The following is a 20,955-nucleotide window of genomic DNA, read 5'->3' on the forward strand; positions in this document are numbered from 1 at the left end:
TTAAACAAACGTTTGATTAGTCGGCTTACATATACATAAACACAGTTAAACAAACGTTTGATTAATATTTTTAACATACTAAGGGGAATGGAAATGAAAAGGGAACCGAAAGTGAAAAATAAGGGGAAAGTAGTGTTATTTTTATTAGCTGCGGGAGGCGTATTTCTTGTTAAATTAGCATTTAAATTTGGAACAATACATATGATTCGAACTTGGTTTGAAAGTACGTTTTCTTAAATAAGGAATATAGCCTCTTGCGATAGAGGTTTTTGATTTGTTATTATTAGACTGAACGGTCGGTTTAAAGAGGTGTGAATATGAGAAGAAGCGCAGAAGAGATAAAGAAAGAAATTGCATACAAAGCAGAAAGTCTATTTTCACAGAAGGGCTACGCAGCTACATCTATGGAAGAGATTTGTGAAATTACAGAGCGAAGTAAAGGAAGTATTTATTATCACTTTAAAAGTAAAGAAGAATTATTTTTATTTGTAGTGAAACAGCATACGTATGATTGGCTTGAAAAATGGAATGAAAAAGAGAAGTTGTATAGCACTAGTACTGAAAAACTATATGGTCTCGCGGAATATCATGTAGAGGACATACAGCAACCAATTTCAAATGCCATAGAGGAATTCTCTATGAGTCAAGTTGTAAGTAAAGAGATTTTGGAGGAACTATTAGCTTTAACTAGAGAATCATATGTTATGTTTGAGAAATTAATTGAAGCAGGTATACAGTCTGGAGAGTTCCGTGAAGATAATACTCGTGATCTTATGTATATTGTGAATGGATTATTATCAGGGCTTGGAGTACTTTACTACGAGCTAGATTATAAAGAGTTGAAGCGTATTTATAAAAAGGCAATAGATGTATTGTTAAAAGGAATGGCAGCTGAATAATAGGTCAGTTGCTTTTCTTACAAAATAAATTAGACTGAACGGTCGGTTTGTGAAAGGGGAATGAAAATGAACGCTTTATTTAAAAACCGAGCATTTATGCTCGTTATGGCGTCTGATATTTTACAACAATTTGCAATTTGGATCAGAAATATGGCTCTTTTGTATTTTATAATGGAGCGAACGAATAATGATCCGGTTTCTGTTTCTTTGTTATCAGTTATGGAATATGCACCTATTTTTATTTTCTCGTTTATCGGTGGTGCGCTAGCTGATCGCTGGAATCCGAAAAGAACAATGGTCACTGGAGATGTGTTGAGTGTACTGTCTATTATAGGAATTGTCCTGTTGTTAAAGCTGGATTATTGGCAGGCTATATTTTTTGCAACACTCATTTCCGCGATTGTAGGTCAGTTTTCTCAGCCCTCATCTTCGCGTATATTTAAGCGCTATGTAAAAGAAGAACAGGTAGCAAATGCGATTGCATTTAACCAAACATTACAGTCATTATTTCTAATTTTTGGACCAGTGGTAGGATCACTTGTGTATACACAACTTGGTTTATTTACGTCACTATATAGCTTAATCATTTTATTTTTGTTATCTGCTATCGCCCTTTCATTTTTACCAAAATGGGTTGAAAAAGAGCAAGTGGCGAGAGATTCATTAAAAAATGATATAAAAGAAGGTTGGAAGTATGTTCTTCATACGAAAAATTTACGTATGATTACGATCACTTTCACCATTATAGGCTTAGCTGTTGGATTAACAACTCCATTAGAGGTGTTTCTTGTAATAGAACGCCTTGGAATGGAAAAGGAAGCAGTTCAATATTTAGCTGCAGCTGATGGAATAGGTATGTTAATTGGTGGTATTGTTGCTGCAATTTTCGCTTCAAAAGTGAATCCGAAAAAAATGTTTGTATTCGGTATGGGCATATTAGCAATGTCATTTTTAGTAGAAGGGCTATCTACATCATTTTGGATTACTAGTTTCATGAGGTTTGGAACAGGTATTTGTTTAGCTTGTGTTAATATTGTTGTCGGTACGCTTATGATTCAACTTGTACCAGAAAATATGGTTGGAAGAGTAAATGGGACGATTTTACCACTGTTTATGGGGGCAATGCTAATTGGAACTTCACTAGCTGGAGGATTAAAGGAACTAACTTCACTAGTTACTGTGTTTTGTATAGCAATGGCACTTATTTTATTAGCGATAGGGCCAGTTCTACGTATGCAAATAAAAAAAGAAGATGTTGCTAATAAAGAGGCACTAACAAATTCGTTAGCTTCGAAATAACTATTGTAAGGGAGCAATATTGCTCCCTTTTTCTTTGAGGAACTTTTGACAACTATATGAGCCAATTATATACTGATGTTGTAAAAACGATTTTACAGGTTAGGAGCAATGGTGTGAAAAATCAAATCTATGAATTACGCACTGAAAATAATATTTCACAAGGCGCATTAGCTGATAAATGTAAGGTTTCTAGACAAACGATAAATGCAATTGAGAATAATAAGTATGATCCAAGTTTAGCGTTAGCATTCCGTTTAGCTGAAGTATTAGGAACAACTGTTGATAAATTATTTTTGTACAAGCAGTAGAGTCGTTCATTATAAGTCGCACCTTTAAAAATAAAAAAGATCCTCTTCTTATGAGAAGAGGATCTTTTCTTATAGCGTTTTAGTCTTTGGACTAGGTGGTGTAACGGATGTATTATTTTCTGGAACTCTAGTTAGTAAAAATCCTCCGATAATAAACAGAACAATAATACTAAGAACACCAGCGTTTGTTTTTCCTGTTAATTGGGTTGTAACACCGACTAATACCGGACCCATAATTGCGGCAAACTTGCCAAATATATTATAAAATCCGAAGAATTCATTAGCAGATTCTTTAGGTACTAGTTTTGCAAAGTATGAACGACTTAGTGCTTGAATACCACCTTGAGATGTAGCAACTAACATTGCTAAAATCCAAAAATCAAGTGTCGTTTTTAAAAAATAAGCATATGTGCAAATAATGATATAAATAATGATACCGACATATAACATTTTTTTACCAGTAAATGTTTCAGATAATTTTCCGTATAGTAAAGCAAATGGACAAGCGACAATTTGTGTTACAAATAATATAATTAATAGATTCGTTGCACTAATACCGAGATCGGTTCCGTAAGCGGTAGACATAGTAATAATTGTGTCGACTCCGTCAATATAGAAAAAGTAAGCGATTAGAAACATAAATACAGTTTTATATTCTTTAATATTTTTAAAAGTATCAGCAAGACGTTTGAAGCTCATTCTAATAGGTCTTGGATGACGCTCAATATAGTGTGTTTGCTCTACGTTTTTTAGCATTGGAATTGTAAATAATCCCCACCAAAGAGCTGTTATTGCAAAGGAAATTTGACTAGCAATGCCGACCGATAAGGGAATAGTTCCTTTTTGGGAAAGAATAATAAGAGCGATACAACCGATAAAAGGAATTGTACTCCCGATATAACCTAATGCAAATCCTCTTGTAGAAATTCGGTCCATTCTATCTTCAGAAGTGACGTCTACTAAAAATGCATCATAGAAAATATTTGCTCCAGCAAAGCCGATTAAGGCGAGCATATAGCACCCTAGCAATAAGTACCACTGAGAGGTTGGAACGACTGCTAACATACTTGTAAATACGATACCGAGTCCAAAGAAGAATGTGAAAAAACGTTTTTTAAATCCTTTATAATCAGCAACTGTGCCAAGAATAGGAGCAAGTATAGAAATTAAAAGTGTTGCGAATGAGTTTGCATATCCCCAATATGCTGTTGAAGTTGCCCCAGATAGTCCAGCTTCTTTTGCAGCTGCTTTAAAGTAAATTGGAAATAATGCAGTTGTAATGACGAGCGAGTATACAGAGTTCGCCCAATCGTATAATATCCAGCTTTTTTCTTGTCTGGACATTTTTTTCATATAATGTTCCCCCTTAAATTTGTTTTACTAACAGTGTACAAAAATAAAAATTATAAAAAGAGAAACAGTGATGAATTTTACATAACTTTTACATATATACACTGTTCTTTACAATTGGAGTAAATCCTCTACAATTGCTCCGTCTGTTTCACCTAAGTGTAAACCGAGTAGTCTAGCGATAGTTGGACCTTCATCAATAAGTCTCATATACGGGACGGTAACGCCACTTTTTATTCCTTTCCCAGCAGCGATAAAAATTGTTTCATAGTTAGGTTTTGTTGGAGAGTATCCATGCGTACCAAATGTATATTTTTTACTAAGCGTAACATCTTTTTCGGTAATTTCTTTTATAAAATCTCCTGTATAGTTTTCAGTGAAATAATACCCTTCTCGTGCTTCTAACATGAATAAACAATTACCGTCTGCACCGCAGTCTTTCGCAGCTTCATCATGAAGTATAAATTCAATTCCGTTTTGTTTATTTTGAAGTAGCTCTTCAAGGAGTAGTTGTACCTCCCGAATTGTATCCGTATCATTTTTGTCCTTTACATATACATAGGCAGAGCCGTCGCAACTTTGGCAATAGGCTTTCCAGTCTACTAATTTTCTTTTTTTATTAAGGGATATAAGTCCTCTTTGATGGAATAGCACATTTAATTGTATGGATTTGTTTTCACTTAAAGCGCTATGATCACCAAGGGCAATAATTGTACTTTCTTCGTATAAGTCACTTTCTTTTAGTGCTTGAATAATTTTCCCTAGACGTTCGTCGTGTCTCTGGATAGCAGCTATTGTTTCGTTAGATTCAAAGCCGTGATAGTGTCTTTGTGTGTCTAGATCGGTGAAATGTACGAACATGATATTAGGCTTTTTCGTCTGGATTGTATGCACAGCAGAGGCGAGGACGAAATCATCCAGCTCTGGTTGTGATAAACCATTTCTTATATGGCCGAAACGACGATTTAAATCTAATTGGTATAGTGGGCTACCGCTAAATAAGGAAACTAACACTTGATTTTGCCAAGGTCTATTTGGAAAAATTTCTGGTAAATTGTAATCGATGTTCGCTCTTCCAGTAACAGGCCATAGAAGGGCAGCTGTCGTTAAATTTGCTTTGCGCGCTTCATCATACAATGTTGTTCCTTTTATTGATTTTCGGTACCAATGCCAATCAGGTGATTCACGCCCTGGTTGAAGTAACGTATTGCTAACAACACCGTGCTTGTTAGGGTAATTACCGGTTACGATTGTTGAGTGGCTTGGATATGTTACAGAAGGATAAATTGGTTCTACTTTTTCGACAACCGTGCCCTTTTTTATTAGAGATTGGAAATGAGGTAGTTTTTGTAGTATAGGAAAATCTAAAGCTGATAAACAGTCGAATGATAAAATAATGACATGGTTTGTTAATGCTTTATCCATAAAGTTACCTCCTGATTATATAAAACCTATTCTTATATATTACTATTAATACCTAGTAATAAAAATATATTTTTATGTGAAAATTTATTATTTATTTTCAGAAAAATTAAACATATAATTAAGTATAAGGGAATCTATGGAAGGAGGAAACACTATGGATTGGTTAGATGGATTTGGTATCTTTTACATCATTGGCGGAATCACGATTATCCTTGTATTTGCTATTTCATATTTACTAAAGAAACGGTTTCCAGACAAACAGTTCGATATTATATTTGCACTTAGTTTAATACTTCTTTGCTTAGCGTCCTTTCCCGTTACAATGATTGTTATTGGTGGGTGGGAAGGAATGGGATATGGATTTATTGGTTTCTTCGTCCTACTTGGTACACTTATCGGTATGATTGCACATCAACTTGTGAAAATTACGCGGAAAAGCTACGTATAAAACTGCAAAAAATGAAAAGAATATATAAAAATAAGAAAATTAGCTATTGTTTTAAAAAAGAATTTGTATTATGATAATCAACAAATTTATTTCGTTATAACGATGAAAAAGGACTAGTACATGTTCAACCTTTTTAGCAGAGAGAGAATCCGTCAGGCTGAAAGATTCTTAAAAAGGCAATATGGAACCTGCCTTTGAGTTCTGCATATGCAGCGGGAATTTCCCGTTATCAAAAAGAGAGCATGCGCAATTTTTGTGCATGAATCAGGGTGGTAACGCCGACAAAGCTCGGTCCCTATTTAGGGACGCGGGCTTTTTTGTATTTTCTAGAAGGAGGAAGACTGACTATGGCAAAAGAACAAGTGCAAGCCATTACGAAGATGGAAGAGGACTTTGCGCAGTGGTATACCGATATTGTAAAAAAAGCCGAACTTGTTGATTATTCAAGTGTAAAAGGATGCATGATTTTACGTCCGTATGGTTATGCCTTATGGGAGAATATGCAGAAGGTGATGGATGAGAAGTTAAAAGAAACTGGCCATGAAAATGTATATATGCCAATGTTTATCCCAGAGAGTTTATTGCAAAAAGAGAAGGATCATGTTGAAGGATTTGCTCCTGAAGTAGCATGGGTTACGCATGGTGGAGATGAAAAGTTAGCGGAAAGACTTTGTGTACGTCCTACATCTGAAACTTTATTCTGTGAGCACTTTTCAAAAATTGTGCAATCCTATAATGATTTGCCAAAGTTATATAATCAGTGGTGTTCAGTAGTTCGTTGGGAGAAGACAACTAGGCCGTTCCTTCGTACGACTGAATTTTTATGGCAAGAGGGTCATACAATCCATGAAACGGCAGAAGAATCGCAGGCTGAAACATTAAATATTTTAAACTTATATGCTTCTTTCTGTGAGGATTATTTAGCAATACCAGTTATTAAAGGACAAAAAACAGAAAAAGAGAAGTTTGCTGGAGCAAAGGCAACTTATACAATTGAAAGTTTAATGCATGATGGAAAAGCACTTCAAACAGGAACCTCTCATAACTTTGGGACGAATTTCTCAGAAGCATTTGATATTAAGTTTTTAGATCGTAACGGTAAGTGGCAATATGTGCACCAAACATCTTGGGGTGTATCAACAAGAATGATAGGCGGGCTAATAATGGTTCATAGTGATAATAATGGACTTGTACTGCCACCAAAAGTCGCTCCAGTGCAAGTTGTTATTGTACCAATTGCTCAGCATAAAGAAGGAGTTTTAGCAAAAGCAACAGAGTTACAAGCACATATTCAAAAGGTTGCACGAGTAAAAATAGATGCTAGTAATAAAACACCAGGCTGGAAATTTAATGAGTATGAAATGAAGGGGATCCCAATTCGATTAGAAGTTGGCCCTAAAGATATTGAAAAGAATCAAGTTGTACTTGTAAGAAGAGATACGAAGGAAAAAGAGTTTGTACCAATGGATCAATTAGAAGAACGTATTCCAGCATTACTTGAAGAAATTCATATTGCTTTATTTAATAAAGCAAAAGCATTTCGCGATGAGAATACGTATGTTGCGACAAATTTCGAAGAGATGAAAAAAATAGCTGATGAAAAGCAAGGCTTTATTAAGGCAATGTGGTGCGGGGAATTAGCTTGTGAAGAAAAACTAAAAGAAGAATTTGGCGTATCTTCACGTTGTATGCCTTTTGAGCAAGAGCATTTAGCTGAAGAATGTATTTGTTGTGGTAAAGAAGCTAAACAAATGGTGTATTGGGGAAAAGCGTATTAATACTTTTTCTGATAGGTGATAAAAGGACTTTGGGCTGCATAATAAAATGTAATCCAAAGTCCTTTTTAGTTTTATACAGTATTTCATGTACTTTTTAGATGGAAGGATGTTGTTCTTATTTTACGTTTTTACGACGAATAAACAGTAACATACCAATTAGGAATGTTGAAAGCCCCATTAAAATAGATATAGGGTAATGCGTTGCAGTATTAGGTAATTTATCACCTTGTTTTTTCGTATTATCTTTTACATTACCCCCTTGAGAACCGGTGCCCTCCTGAGAATTGCTATCGCCTTTAACACGATTGCCACCTTGAGAGCCATTACCCCCTTGAGAACTGCTATCACCTTTAACACGATTGCCGCCTTGAGAGCCATTGCCGCCAGAACCGTTACCACCAGAACCGTTACCACCAGAACCGTTACCGCCAGAACCATTGCCACCAGAACCGTTACCGCCAGAACCATTGCCACCAGAACCGTTACCGCCAGAACCATTGCCACTAGAGCCATTGCCGCCAGAATCGTTACCGCCAGAACCATTGCCACCAGAGCCATTGCCGCCAGAACCGTTACCGCCAGAACCGTTGTCACCAGAGCCATTGCCGCCAGAGCCGTTGCCACCAGAACCATTGCCACCGGAACCGCTGCCGTCAGAGCCACTACCACCAGAACCGTTACCGCCGGAACCGTTGTCACCAGAACCGTTACCGCCGGAACCGTTGTCACCAGAACCGTTACCGCCGGAACCGTTGTCACCAGAACCGTTACCGCCGGAACCGTTGTCACCAGAACCGTTACCGCCGGAACCGTTGTCACCAGAACCGTTACCGCCGGAACCGTTGTCACCAGAACCGTTACCGCCGGAACCATTGCCACCAGAGCCACTGCCACCAGAACCGTTACCGCCGGAACCATTGCCACCAGAACCATTGTCACCAGAACCAGTATCGTCCTGAGAACCGTTATTTCCTGGAGGTATATTATTATCCTTTGAGTTTCCTTCTGCAAAATGATCGCTATTTTGTACAATGGCGTTTGTTAATGGTTGGAAATTTTCAGTTGTAGTATTACCGATATTTAAACCGCTAAAAAAAGATAAAGAGAGTGTTGATGCTAAAATGAAGATTTTCGTCATGGTTTTCCTCCTAAGAAATTAATGTTCCATCTAAAATACATCCCTTTGTAATATTTCTTAGGAAAAAGAGTTTTATGCAAAAAAAACTATATATAGAAAAAGGTGGTGTATTTGTCAAAGCAGAAAAGAGTTAATGTAGATTTCCTACAAATAGTAGAGGGGGAGAATTTACATTCATAACGGTAGAGGAAGTGGCAGCAGATGAAAGAGTATATAGCGTTTGATATTGGCGGTACGCAAATTAAGTATGGTATTGTTTCAGAAATAGGGAGAGTATTAAAGCGTCAAACAGTTGCAACAGAAATTCATTTAGGCGGAGAACAAATTATTCAAAAACTTATATATGTATCCAAAAAAATAATGAATGAACATACTATTACCGGAATCGGTATTAGCACTGCGGGAATTGTTGATATTAATAAAGGAATTGTGACGGGAGGTGCGGATCATATTCCGGGATATAGTACTATTCCTATTATTGATAGATTGCAAGAGATATTAAAAGTTCCAGTATCGATTGACAATGATGTGAATTGTGCAGCGTTTGGAGAAAAGTGGAATGGTAGTGGAAGAGAGAAAGATAACTTTATTATGCTCACCCTTGGAACAGGGATTGGGGGAGCAATTTTTATAGATGGAAAATTGTACCGAGGACATTCATTTAGTGCTGGTGAATGGGGGAATATGTTAATAGAAGAAAAAACGTTTGAAGAGGTTGCTTCGATTTCAGGATTAATTCGACTTGTAAGCAAATATAAAGGCAAAGGCAAGTGGAATGGGAAAAGAATTTTCGAGTTGTATGATAAAGGAGATCGGGAAGTTGCTCAAGCAGTTGGGATTTTCTTTAAACATTTGGCAATCGGAATTAGTAATCTTGCTTATATTTTTAATCCAGAAACGATTATTATTGGTGGAGGAATTACCGATAGAGGAAATGAGTTTTTAAAAGAAGTAAAAGAAGAGGTCAGTAAATACTTAAATCAAGAGATTTATAATAATTGTGAGATTGAACTTGCGCAAAACGGTAATTGTGCAGGAATGATTGGTGCTATTTACCACTTCTTACATCATCATAAGTAAATTATATGAATGTTTTCATATAACTGAGAATTTATCCTTTTTATCGCTAGGTAAATAATGCTACAATATAAGAGAAGAATACAATATTTTCCGATTCGGAAAATGCTTTGTAGAAAGGGAGAAACTTCATGCCTATTATTTTAGAAAAAGGTCAAAAGATCGATTTAACGAAAGGACAACCAAAAGTAGCAAAACTACAGGTTGGCTTAGGCTGGGATCCAATTGGGCAATCAGGTGGATTTCTGTCTTCATTATTTGGAAGTAAACCAAATGTAGATTGTGATGCATCTGTTGTTATGTTAGAAGGAAATCGTTTTTTAAACAAAAATGATTTAGTTTACTTCGGAAATAAACTTTCTACTTGTGGTAGTATTATTCATTCAGGAGATAATTTAACAGGTGAAGGCGCTGGTGATGACGAAACAATTTTCGTAGAATTACATAAAGTTCCAAGCCGTATTAATCGTTTAGTATTCGTTGTAAATATTTATGACTGTGTAAATCGTCGTCAAGATTTCGGGATGATTCGTAATGCATATATTCGTATTCAAAACCCGCAAACTGGTGAAGAATTAGCACGCTATAATTTATCGGATAATTATGCTGGCAAAACAACTCTAATTGCAGGTGAAATGTATCGTCACGGAAGTGAATGGAAGTTTTCAGCAGTTGGAGAAGGCACGCAAGATAAAAACTTAAGTGAGATTGTATCACGTTATCAATAAAATAACCGAGGAGGAATTGTATATGGCATCAATTTCATTGAAAAAGGGACAAAAGGTAGACTTAACAAAAACGAATCCAGGTCTTTCGAAAGTTCTTGTAGGACTTGGTTGGGACACGAATCGTTATGACGGACAAAACGATTTCGACTTAGATGTTAGTATTTTCTTAGTAGGCGCGAATGGTAAAGTTTCAGGAGCTGAAGATTTCGTTTTCTATAATAATCCAAAAGGTGCGAATGGTGCTGTAGAGCATTTAGGAGATAACCGCACTGGTGAAGGTGAAGGCGATGACGAAGCGATTAAAGTAGATTTGAAAAATGTTCCTGCTCACATCGAACGTATTTGTTTCACAATTACAATTTATGATGGAGAAGGCCGTAGCCAAAACTTCGGACAAGTTTCTAATTCTTTCGTACGTATTCTTGATGAAGAAAAGAATGCAGAATTAATTCGTTACGATTTAGGAGAAGATTTCTCTATTGAAACAGCCGTAGTAGTAGGTGAATTATATCGTCATGCAGGTGATTGGAAATTCAATGCAATCGGAAGTGGATTCCAAGGTGGATTAGCGTCTCTATGTAATAACTTTGGTTTAGATGTAGAGTAATAGATTTGATTTATATATCCATCGGTGAAATGTATGTTTACTGATGGATATATTTTTAAAGATAAAAATATAGAGGTGAATATAGATGGTTATTCAATTACAAAAAGGCCAGAAAATCGATTTAGGTAAGACAAGCCCTGGTTTAACAAAAGCAGTAATTGGTCTTGGATGGGATATTAAATCTTATGACGGCGGAGCCGATTTCGATTTAGATGCATCTGCCTTTTTATTAGATGCAAACGGAAAATGTACGAAGGAAACTGATTTTATCTTCTATAATAATTTACAGTCTCCTTGTGGATCTGTTTTACATACAGGAGATAACCGTACAGGTGAAGGTGAAGGTGACGATGAGCAACTTGTTGTGGATTTGAAGAAAGTTCCAGCAGATGTGCACAGAATTGCTATTACAGTTACGATTTATGATGCAGAAGGCCGTAGTCAAAATTTTGGGCAAGTAGGAAATGCGTTTGTTCGTTTAGCGAATGAAGAAACGAGTGAAGAAGTTCTTCGTTTTGATTTAGGGGAAGATTTCTCCATCGAAACAGCAGTTGTCTTTTGTGAATTATACCGTCATAATGGACAGTGGAAGTTTAATGCAGTAGGAAGTGGATTCCAAGGTGGTTTAGGTGCGCTTGTAAGAGCGTATGGCTTGGATGCATAGAAAGGAAACGATATTCGTTTCCTTTTTTTGACCTTTCTATAAATCTAGCAAAGAATAGGGGATAAAGGTAAGATGAGTATTTTGCAAGGAATCCTTGATACGTATGCTCAGTTTTTCGACTTGGACATGTGGATTAAAGTGTTGCAGGATCCAGTATCTTGGGGATTAATTGGTACACTTGTTGTACTTGAAGGATTATTATCTGCTGATAACGCACTTGTGTTAGCGGTAATGGTAAAACATCTTCCGGAAGAAAAACGTAAAAAAGCATTATTCTATGGACTTATTGGAGCTTATGTGTTCCGCTTTATTGCGATTGGAATCGGAATGTTCTTAATTAAATTATGGTGGGTAAAACTTCTTGGTGCACTTTACCTTGCTTGGTTATCAGTAAAATACTTTATTGATAAGCGTAAAGGTGCAAGTGAAGAAGACGAAGCTCACGGTATGAATCAAAATAGTATTCTCTTTAGAATGTTTGGTGTCTTCTGGGGAACAGTTGCGATGGTTGAATTAATGGATATCGCATTCTCTGTAGATAGCGTACTTGCTGCATTTGGTGTATCTAATGAAGTTTGGATTTTACTATTAGGCGGAATGCTAGGTATTTTAATGATGCGTGGTATTGCTGGTGTATTCTTAAAATTGTTAGAGCGTATTCCAGAGCTTGAAACGACAGCATACATTTTAATCTTAATTATTGCAGCAAAAATGTTACTGTCTTTAATCGAGATTGAGATTAGTCATACACTATTCTTTATTATTTTAGTTGTAGCATTTGGAGCAACATTTATACTTCACTACATGAAGAATTCTGGACAAGCTAGAGAAGAAGTTGCAGCTACTAAAGAAGACAATAAATAATTGAAATGGGTTTGCTCGTTTTGCGAGCGCCCATTTTTTATAACCAAAAATAGTTTATAATAGAAGAAGGACTTAGAAAAAACGTAAATGTTTTTGGAGGTGAACTGTTGTGTTTTCACGTTTTACACTTCAACCATATGCATTAAAAGACGAATCAGATTTAAAGCAATTTGAAACGCTTTTAGAAAAACGCCCACAATATGAGCTGACAGAGAATGAGATGAAATTTAGTTATATAGCATGTCGAATCCTTGGCGTTCCTAATGATGTAGATGAATATTTTAATGAACTGTTTGATTATAGTGAAGCGAAAGGAATCGAAGTTTTACACGAACAAAATTTAAACAAAGTGATTGATTCGGAAAAGCTTCGTCATATTCAAGAAGTGTTCGGATTACATCAAGAAGCACCAAATGGTCTGACAGTAAATAGGCTAGTTGCACACTTATCTGGGAAACAACTTTTACCGAAAGTAGACAATCCTGATTTACAGCATTACATACATACGACGTTTATTTCACTATTGAAATTATATGAGAAGCAACATAATCAGTCGTTAAAGACAGAAGGCTTCCGTCGTTTCTTAATCGACATAATTAAACTAAGCGAAAATTACGTAGCGAAGTGGTTCTCTACGATTAATTATAAGAAACAAATGCCGCGTATCATTTGGTACGGTGATGCACAGGAAAGCCGTATATATTTCTTATACTTTCTTATTATGCTCGGTTGTGATGTGCTTTATTATCACCCAGAAGGAAAAGATGGATTTGAAAATATTGATGAAGAGGGAAGAACTTTTGTTGTATCTCATTCAAGTCGCATTTCGCTTGAACCATTCCCTGATCGTCGCCGTGAGCGTGTTGCAACAGTAGCGTATCAAGCTTCGAAAGAAATTGAACAAGTACTTCACCACGATAATTCACTGCTGTACAAGCCGTGGCAATTCCGTTCCTATACACCTGTAGCACGTACGTTAAAAACGACATATGATGAACTCTTTTTAATTACGAAAGAAAAGGCATTTGTACGCCCAACATTCTTTGTTGAAAATAAACATATTTATATTCCTTCTTTATTTGCGAAAATATCAGGCGTTTCAAAGAATGATAAAGAATATTTTCAACGATTAAAGGCTGTTACATCATTTGATAACAGTTTACTAATTAATACATTCCCATTTACGAAAGAGCAAAAAGCAAACTTCCAATATCATTATCGAGATGCATTGGACCGAGCTGGAAAATTGCATCCTGATCTAATTATGAATAGCCATTGGTGGCCGCATAAGCGTTTACCGGAAGGTTTACAGCATGGGATTGCAGAGGCGATTATCCATACGTGCGAAAGTGAAATGTGCAAACCAATTGCGAAAGAGACGAAACAAGATGTAGCGCTATATGTTTTCGCACAACTTTCTCAAATACCACCGAATATTTTAGAACAGCTTGAGAAATTTGATTATTCACAAGATGTACCGAAAATTGTTATATTTAATAATGAGAAGAGCGGAGAATTAACTCGTTCTGACGCTGTTTTATTACTATTTTTGAATCAAATTGGAGTAGATGTATTCCATTTCAATCCAACGGGAAGAAACGATATTGAACCGTATATTGAAGCGGGGGCATTTGATTCACATTGGCTTGAAGAGGTTAATTTCGATCTTGAGTTTCATGGTTCATCAGCCTATAAAAATTTATCAAAAACAATAAAAGGACTATTTCGTCCATTTTTATAAGGAAAGGGAGAATACCATATGAATAACCCAGTCGTACTAGATCCGAAAACAGAATTAAATGAACAAACAGCACAAGATGTTCGCTTACAACTTAGACAAGATGCGGATGTACAACGTATTTATAATGCGGTAGATATTAAAGATCAATTAGAATTAATTGAACTTGGAAAAGAACCTTCTATGGAAATTTCACGTTTTGCTGATCAAATTTTACATACAATGTCATTATCAAAGATAGAAGATTCTGGTGAATTATTAAAACAGCTTGGTAAAATTATGGACCGATTTGATAGTAAAGACTTTGCGGAAGAAAAAAGTGGTTTCTTCTCACGTATGTTCAAAAAAGCGGATAAAATGATAGAACAAATCTTTAGTAAATATCAAACGATGGGCCGCGAAATTGATAAAGTTTATGTGGAAATTACGAAGTACCAAGATGAGATGAAAAAATCAATTGGTACGTTAGATGGCTTGTATGAGCAAAACTTAAAATATTATTTAGACTTAGAGAAGTACGTAGTAGCAGGAGAAATGTTATTAGAGCGTTTAAATACAGAGTTAGTTCCGATGTATGAAGAGCGTGTACGTAATAATGATCAATTAGCAGGTATTGAATTAGAGTCGCTTAAAAACTCTGTTGAAATTTTAGAACAGCGTATTGACGATTTAGAAAAAGCACGTATGGTTGCGTTACTTACAGCACCACAAATTCGTATGATTCAACGTGGTAATAATAAATTAATTGGTAAAATCAATACAGCATTTATTACAACGATTCCTATCTTTAAAAATGGTATCATTCAAGCGGTAAATGCCAAGCGCCAAAAGCTTGTTGCAGATTCTATGGCTGAACTGGATCGCCGTACAAATGAATTACTTAAGAAAAATGCACAAAATATCGCAACGCAAAGTGTAGAAGTAGCGAGATTATCAGGTTCTTCTAGTATTAAGATGGAAACACTTGAGGAAACTTGGAACATTATTTCAAGAGGTATGCAAGAAACACAACAAATTGAAGAACAAAATAAACGTGAGCGTGAAGAAAGCCGCAAGCGTATGGCTACATTAACAGAGAATATCAAAAAAGAATTACAAGGATAAAGTGAAACTTTAATCAGTGGGGTTTTGTTCATCACCACCGATTATTAGCCTTCACCAATTGGACACTTATGGGCAGTTAATCCATCACCTAACTTCTTTGCTCAAACTGAATTTTGAGGTGGGAGTTTTACTGCACGGAAAATAGCAGGATAAATGAAAAGGCAATGAGGAATATTCCTCATTGCCTTTTAGTTTTTCTTCACTAATTTAATGATTTCATTCACAACAAGCGGAATGATACTTAATAAGAGAACAAATCCCCAATCTCGCATCGTTAATGCATGTACACCGAATATATTTGCAAGGGGCGGGATGGAGATGATACAAACTTGCATAAGAACACCGATAAGGAGGGAGAAGACTAAATATTTATTTGTAAAGATCCCAATTGAAAAAATCGATTTCGTTCTTGAACGCAAGTTAAATGAATGAACGAGCTGAGAAAAACTAAGAACGACAAATGCCATCGTTTGAGCGTGTAATAGAGCATCGTCATCAATTCGCTCTGGGAAAAGAGGAAATAAATTTGTATCTCCAGTATAGAATTTTGCTCCGGCGATAAAAGCTATTAGCGTTAAAAGTCCAATGATAACTCCATTGAAAATCAGGAAAGGAACGCTGCCGCTAAATAAGCTTTCTTTTGCATGTCGTGGTTTTTCCTTCATCACATCTGGGTCTTCAGGATCAACCCCAAGTGATAATGCAGGCAGTGTATCTGTAATTAAATTCACCCACAAAATGTGAATAGGTCGTAGTGGTGTTGCCCAGCCGAGTAAAATGGCTAAAAATAAAGCGATAATTTCTCCGAAGTTACAAGAGAGTAGGAAGAGAATTGATTTTTTTATGTTGCGATAAATATTTCTACCTTCTTCAACGGCTTTCACGATAGATGAGAAATTATCATCTGTTAACACGACATCTGCTGCCCCTTTTGCAACGTCTGTTCCTGTAATGCCCATCGCTACGCCAACATCAGCTTGCTTTAAAGATGGTGCATCATTGACACCGTCACCAGTCATAGAAACGATATTTCCTTTCGCGCGTAATGCCTTTACAATTTTCACTTTATGCTCAGGAGAGACTCTAGCGAATACATTTAAATGATTAATTTTGCTAGCTAGTTCTGTATCAGAAACGTTATCTAATTCAGTTCCAATCATAATTTCCGATATTTCTTCAGCAATGCCAAGTTCTTTGGCAATTGCAAAGGCGGTATCTTTATGGTCACCAGTAATCATAACTGTGCGAATACCGGCTTTTTTACATTCTTTAATTGAATCTTTCACTTCAGTTCGTGGTGGATCAATCATACCGACAAGACCAATAAAGATAAGATTTTCTTCAAGATGATTTATATCCACATCGTTTGAATCGTATTGTTTAAATGCGAATGAAAGTACTCTTAAAGCTTCTTGAGACATTGATCCGGCAGCTTCTAATATTTGATTTTTATCAGAATCAGTTAAAATCTCGATTTTGCCGTTTTTAAAAATATGGGTACATCGAGGTAAGAGCTTATCAATAGCGCCTTTCGTCATGCTATAGTAACTTTCATTGTACATATGTACGGTTGACATCATTTTACGATCTGAATCAAAAGGTACTTCGTTAACACGTTCATGTATTTTTTCTAAATGATCTTTTTGCATGTTAAAAGTGGTTCCAGCAACGAGAAGTGCAATTTCAGTCGGGTCTCCCGTTTGTGATTCGTTATTGTAAGACGCATCATTACATAGCACCATATTTTCTAACAATAGACGTTGCGCATCATTATTTACATTTAAACTTTCTAAGCGATCATATGTGTTATCACTATAAAAGTGAGTAACGGTCATTTTATTTTGCGTTAACGTACCTGTTTTATCTGAACAAATAATTGTGACAGAACCGAGGGCTTCAACAGCTGGTAGTTTCCGAATGATAACGTTTTGTTTAATCATACGTTGCACACCAATTGCAAGAACGATGGAAACGATAGCTGGCAAGCCTTCTGGAATAGCTGCGACAGCTAAACTAATAGCAGTCATAAACATTTCTAACGTATCCCGGCCTTGTAAAAAACCGATGAGAAACATAACGATACAAATAGCTACAGCAACAAAGCCTAAATATTTTCCGACTTGTGCTAAGCTTTTTTGAAGTGGTGTCATATCATCGTCTGCTTCATGTAAAAGGGTAGCAATCTTACCAATTTGTGAGTTCATTCCAGTTTCAACAGCAACACCGACGCCTCTTCCATATGTGACAAGAGTAGACATAAAGGCCATGTTTTTTTGATCGCCGAGTGGTACTTGCTCATCACTTCGCATAGAAGGGTGGTAGATTGCATCTTTATCAACAGGGACAGATTCACCAGTTAGAGCAGATTCTTCAACTTTTAAATTTGCGGTTTCAATAAGGCGTAAATCGCATGGGATATATCGTCCGGCGTCGAGCATAACGATATCCCCTGGAACGACGTGCTCAGATGGAATTTCTTTTAGTTCACCATTTCTCTTGACGATAGCTTTAGGTGTTGCCATCTTTTTCAATGCCTCTAAAGCTTGTTCTGCTTTCGATTCTTGGACAACACCGATAACAGCATTTAAAACTACAACAAGCGCGATAATACTGGCATCCGCCCATTCACCTACAAAGGCAGAAATAAGGGCAGCAATAATAAGGACATATACGAGGACGTCATTAATTTGGGCGAAAATACGCTGCCATAAAGTGCGTTTTTGTTTTGTAGCTAATTCATTAGAACCGTATTGCTTTAAACGTTCACTTACAATCTCATCTGTTAAACCGTTTTGTTCGTTTGTTTCTAGGTCAATCAATGTTTGATCTTTCGTCTTACTGTACCAATTGCTCATAAGTAAGCACCTCCAGTAAAAACAGTTAGCAATGGTAGTGTTGCTATTATTTGTGAGTAGTATGTATGGAGAAAAAATCTAAGGTGAGGTTCTACTTCTATTGTACAATATTTTACAGTTGGTTGAGGGAAAGAGAAGAGTTGTCATGAATTTGTTGGAAATAAAAAAGAGCCTCATAATAAGAGAGGCTTTTTTACTTTTTAATTAATGTACCTAATTCTTCTGTAATAGCTTGCATTTCACTAATGCTGAATGTTTCACGTTTCATAACATGATCATAAATGTCACGTAAATCTTCGTACATTTCTTCGTTAAAACTAGCAGCTCTCATCGCTCCAGCATTAACCATACGTAATTTTTCTTTAATAGCTTCGACCATGTATTCAACGTTTTCTTCTGACTTTACGGATAAATCCACCGAAGTGTCCCCCTTTAAAATAACATAAGGCTATCTTAACATTTTTTATCATTTTCGTTAATGAATCTTTTCAATCCCATTAAATTAGTAGGGATTTCCTTTATATTTAATAATTGGTTGTTTATACTATAAGTATATATTAAGAAATGCACCAAGAAGGGAAGAAACAAAAATATGGTTCAAGTATTGTTTGTTTGTCTTGGGAACATTTGCCGTTCTCCGATGGCAGAAGCGATTTTTCGAAATCTTGTCGTAAAAGAGGGACTTGAAGAGAAAATTGTCATTGATTCTGCAGGAACTGGAGATTGGCACGTTGGCCATCCGCCACATAAAGGAACACAAAAAATTTTAAAAGAAAATGCAGTCACTTTTGAAGGAATTAAAGCAAGGCAAGTAGAAAAAGAAGACTTAACAAAGTTTGATTATATTATTGCCATGGACAACAAGAATATAGCAAATTTAAAAAGTTTAGGTAAAACTGGAGGCTATATTGGTAGGCTGTCCGACTTTGTTCCAGACGGTGGCTGGACAGACGTTCCTGACCCTTACTATACAGGGAATTTCCAAGAAGTATATGACCTTGTAACAGAAGGGTGTGCAAAGCTATTAGCTTTCATTCGAAATGAACAAGGAATATGAGGAAGCTTAGAAAGAAATACTTTCTAACATAAGAAATGAAAGGGTGAAGGAATATGGCAAAGAAAAATAATATTGCTCGAAACATTGCGATTGGTGTAGCTGCAGGTGTAGCTGTATCCATGTTAAAGAAAGAAAACCGCGAAAAAGTAAAAAATACAGCAGAAAAAGCAAAAACAAAGATGATTGAAATTGGTGAAAATGCAAAGATCAAAGAAAAAGTGCAAACTGTTACAGATAAAGGACGCGAACTTGCTGATTTCAATGTGGTAAAAGCGAAAGTAGCAGAAATTAAAAAATTAACGCCATCTGTTGTAGAGACGTTAAAAGAAACGAAAGAAATTTTTAGTAAGAAAAAAGTTGAACCAGAAGAAAAGCCAGAAACGATTGAAATTCAAGCTGTATCTCCAAAGGTAGATGAGTTGAAAGTAGAAGAAGAGCCAATAGTTGCTGAAGATGGTGGTATGAAAGAAGCGCGTGAATTATTTATGAAAGACTCAAATGCAGTGGAAAAAAAAACTGAAGCGTACATTGAGTTAAAGCAAGATAAAGAAGAGAAGAAAAGCGTTTAAACATATATGAGAAAAATTTTAGAAAAGGTGAGAAGAAATCGTACTTATTCGTTTGGTAAAGATTTATATGACCGGACGATGCGCGATGATGTAGCGGGCTTGGCAGCACAGCTCGCTTATTTCTTCTTGCTTGCAATTTTTCCTGGGCTCGTTTTCTTAATTACGCTTCTTGGATTTATTCCCATTCAAACAGAGGATGTGCTTAGTTTATTAGAGGTTTATGTACCAGATGATGCAATGAACTTAATTGAGGTAAATGTAGATAAAGTTGTAAACCAGCAAAATGGTGGTTTATTATCATTTGGTTTATTATCCATGTTATGGTTTGCCTCAAATGGTGTTAATGCGGTTATGAATGCTTTTAACCGCGCTTATGACGTAAAGGAAACACGTTCTTTTATTACAACAAGAGCGTTATCAATTGTGTTTACATTAGCTATTATTTTTATGATTGTCTTTGCGTTAATTGTTCCGGTATTCGGACAAGTTATTGGAGCAGCAGTGTTTAAAGCACTCGGTTTATCAGATAGTTTTTCTTTCGTATGGAGCATTACACGATTAGTAGCGAGTTTCTTCGTACTATTTGCTTTGTTTAGTTTCTTATATACATTTGCACCAGATCGAAAGTTAAAAAGAAGAGAAGTTATTTCAGGGGCGTTATTTGCTACTGTAGGATGGATTGTGGTGTCTTACTCATTTGCTTATTATGTAGATAAGTTTGCGAATTACGCCAATACATATGGTGGTCTCGGTGGTATCATTATTTTAATGTTATGGTTTTATTTAACTGGATGGGTAATTTTACTTGGCGGTGAAATTAATGGTTTACTCCACCATTATAGAACCGGTGACAATAATTCCCGTAATGAATAATGAGTTCTTGTTCCATAATAAAAAGGAACAGGGGGGATATTTCATGAGTAATAATAAAAAGAACCATAATAATAAAAGTAATAATAAACAAAAGAGCAGTTCGCATCCAAAGCATAAAACGAGTAGCAGTGCGAACGGTCATAATAGCTATCACTAAAAAAAACGGGTCCTCTA

General features: G+C 36.0%; 21 protein-coding genes and 1 other annotated feature. Of the genes, 16 read left to right on the forward strand and 5 right to left on the reverse strand.

Going from position 1 to position 20,955, the window contains the following annotated elements; genetic code table 11:
- The first annotated feature begins 93 nt into the window (after positions 1–93).
- From BC_RS02185 to BC_RS02200, 4 genes are all read left to right on the forward strand, one after another.
- A complete protein-coding gene (locus tag BC_RS02185; protein ID WP_000817981.1) occupies positions 94–237 on the forward strand; it encodes a hypothetical protein in 144 nt (47 codons plus the stop codon).
- Between the two features lie 80 nt (positions 238–317).
- On the forward strand, positions 318–899 hold the full coding sequence (locus BC_RS02190) for a TetR/AcrR family transcriptional regulator (RefSeq protein ID WP_001254439.1): 582 nt from the start codon (positions 318–320) through the stop codon (positions 897–899).
- Positions 900–965: 66 nt separating this feature from the next.
- A complete protein-coding gene (locus BC_RS02195) occupies positions 966–2,198 on the forward strand; it encodes an MFS transporter (RefSeq protein WP_000992579.1) in 1,233 nt (410 codons plus the stop codon).
- Between the two features lie 56 nt (positions 2,199–2,254).
- Entirely contained in the window at positions 2,255–2,506 is a 252-nt protein-coding gene (locus tag BC_RS02200) for a helix-turn-helix transcriptional regulator (RefSeq protein WP_002023181.1), read from the forward strand.
- 69 nt (positions 2,507–2,575) lie between these two features.
- Here the strand turns inward: BC_RS02200 and BC_RS02205 are convergent, their stop codons facing one another.
- Together BC_RS02205 and BC_RS02210 are read right to left on the reverse strand one after the other, a co-directional pair.
- On the reverse strand, positions 2,576–3,859 hold the full coding sequence (locus BC_RS02205) for an MFS transporter (protein ID WP_000738812.1): 1,284 nt from the start codon (positions 3,857–3,859) through the stop codon (positions 2,576–2,578).
- A gap of 108 nt (positions 3,860–3,967) precedes the next feature.
- Complete coding sequence (locus tag BC_RS02210) at positions 3,968–5,281, reverse strand: ectonucleotide pyrophosphatase/phosphodiesterase (protein ID WP_000356408.1); 1,314 nt, start codon at positions 5,279–5,281, stop codon at positions 3,968–3,970.
- A 154-nt stretch (positions 5,282–5,435) separates the two neighbouring features.
- Between BC_RS02210 and BC_RS02215 the strand changes: the two genes are divergently transcribed.
- Both BC_RS02215 and proS read left to right on the forward strand, forming a co-directional pair.
- Complete coding sequence (locus BC_RS02215) at positions 5,436–5,729, forward strand: YesK-like family protein (RefSeq protein ID WP_000383850.1); 294 nt, start codon at positions 5,436–5,438, stop codon at positions 5,727–5,729.
- 93 nt (positions 5,730–5,822) lie between these two features.
- Positions 5,823–6,029: a binding site (T-box leader), on the forward strand.
- 47 nt (positions 6,030–6,076) lie between these two features.
- A complete protein-coding gene (gene proS, locus BC_RS02220; protein WP_001040972.1) occupies positions 6,077–7,507 on the forward strand; it encodes a proline--tRNA ligase in 1,431 nt (476 codons plus the stop codon).
- A 115-nt stretch (positions 7,508–7,622) separates the two neighbouring features.
- Here the strand turns inward: proS and BC_RS02225 are convergent, their stop codons facing one another.
- Positions 7,623–8,645, reverse strand: coding sequence for an LPXTG cell wall anchor domain-containing protein (locus BC_RS02225; RefSeq protein WP_000161209.1), 1,023 nt, complete (start codon positions 8,643–8,645; stop codon positions 7,623–7,625).
- Between the two features lie 201 nt (positions 8,646–8,846).
- Between BC_RS02225 and BC_RS02230 the strand changes: the two genes are divergently transcribed.
- The 7 genes from BC_RS02230 to BC_RS02260 all read left to right on the forward strand — a co-directional run bounded on the left by BC_RS02230 (position 8,847) and on the right by BC_RS02260 (position 15,427).
- The gene (locus tag BC_RS02230) at positions 8,847–9,725 is read left to right on the forward strand and encodes an ROK family protein (protein WP_000666119.1); all 879 of its coding nucleotides are present in this window, start codon (positions 8,847–8,849) and stop codon (positions 9,723–9,725) included.
- 128 nt (positions 9,726–9,853) lie between these two features.
- The gene (locus BC_RS02235) at positions 9,854–10,450 is read left to right on the forward strand and encodes a TerD family protein (RefSeq protein ID WP_001121595.1); all 597 of its coding nucleotides are present in this window, start codon (positions 9,854–9,856) and stop codon (positions 10,448–10,450) included.
- Between the two features lie 22 nt (positions 10,451–10,472).
- Positions 10,473–11,057, forward strand: coding sequence for a TerD family protein (locus BC_RS02240; RefSeq protein WP_000146726.1), 585 nt, complete (start codon positions 10,473–10,475; stop codon positions 11,055–11,057).
- Between the two features lie 85 nt (positions 11,058–11,142).
- A complete protein-coding gene (locus BC_RS02245; RefSeq protein WP_000236643.1) occupies positions 11,143–11,721 on the forward strand; it encodes a TerD family protein in 579 nt (192 codons plus the stop codon).
- 72 nt (positions 11,722–11,793) lie between these two features.
- Positions 11,794–12,585: a TerC family protein gene (locus tag BC_RS02250; RefSeq protein ID WP_000025704.1), complete on the forward strand. Its 792-nt coding sequence runs from the start codon at positions 11,794–11,796 to the stop codon at positions 12,583–12,585.
- Positions 12,586–12,694: 109 nt separating this feature from the next.
- Entirely contained in the window at positions 12,695–14,326 is a 1,632-nt protein-coding gene (locus BC_RS02255; protein WP_000492858.1) for a YceG family protein, read from the forward strand.
- A gap of 18 nt (positions 14,327–14,344) precedes the next feature.
- Positions 14,345–15,427 (forward strand): toxic anion resistance protein, encoded by a 1,083-nt coding sequence (locus BC_RS02260; protein WP_001064409.1) that lies wholly within the window; start codon positions 14,345–14,347, stop codon positions 15,425–15,427.
- 188 nt (positions 15,428–15,615) lie between these two features.
- On the opposite strand, the gene BC_RS02265 is transcribed toward BC_RS02260, so the two are convergent.
- Positions 15,616–18,282 carry a cation-translocating P-type ATPase gene (locus BC_RS02265; RefSeq protein WP_000073726.1) on the reverse strand — a complete coding sequence of 889 codons (2,667 nt, stop codon included), beginning with the start codon at positions 18,280–18,282 and terminating at the stop codon, positions 15,616–15,618.
- Between the two features lie 193 nt (positions 18,283–18,475).
- On the reverse strand, positions 18,476–18,700 hold the full coding sequence (locus BC_RS02270) for a DUF1128 domain-containing protein (RefSeq protein ID WP_000366196.1): 225 nt from the start codon (positions 18,698–18,700) through the stop codon (positions 18,476–18,478).
- Between the two features lie 174 nt (positions 18,701–18,874).
- Here BC_RS02270 and BC_RS02275 point away from each other — a divergent pair, with 174 nt between their 5' ends.
- Genes BC_RS02275 through BC_RS02285 form a run of 3 tightly spaced genes read left to right on the forward strand, consistent with a single transcriptional unit; the run spans position 18,875 to position 20,781 of the window.
- Entirely contained in the window at positions 18,875–19,339 is a 465-nt protein-coding gene (locus BC_RS02275; protein WP_000250917.1) for a low molecular weight protein-tyrosine-phosphatase, read from the forward strand.
- 53 nt (positions 19,340–19,392) lie between these two features.
- Complete coding sequence (locus BC_RS02280; protein WP_001085389.1) at positions 19,393–19,908, forward strand: DUF4075 domain-containing protein; 516 nt, start codon at positions 19,393–19,395, stop codon at positions 19,906–19,908.
- A gap of 6 nt (positions 19,909–19,914) precedes the next feature.
- Positions 19,915–20,781: a YihY/virulence factor BrkB family protein gene (locus tag BC_RS02285; RefSeq protein ID WP_001226536.1), complete on the forward strand. Its 867-nt coding sequence runs from the start codon at positions 19,915–19,917 to the stop codon at positions 20,779–20,781.
- The last annotated feature ends 174 nt before the right edge of the window (positions 20,782–20,955 follow it).

Source organism: Bacillus cereus ATCC 14579 (assembly GCF_000007825.1).
Taxonomy (GTDB): domain Bacteria; phylum Bacillota; class Bacilli; order Bacillales; family Bacillaceae_G; genus Bacillus_A; species Bacillus_A cereus.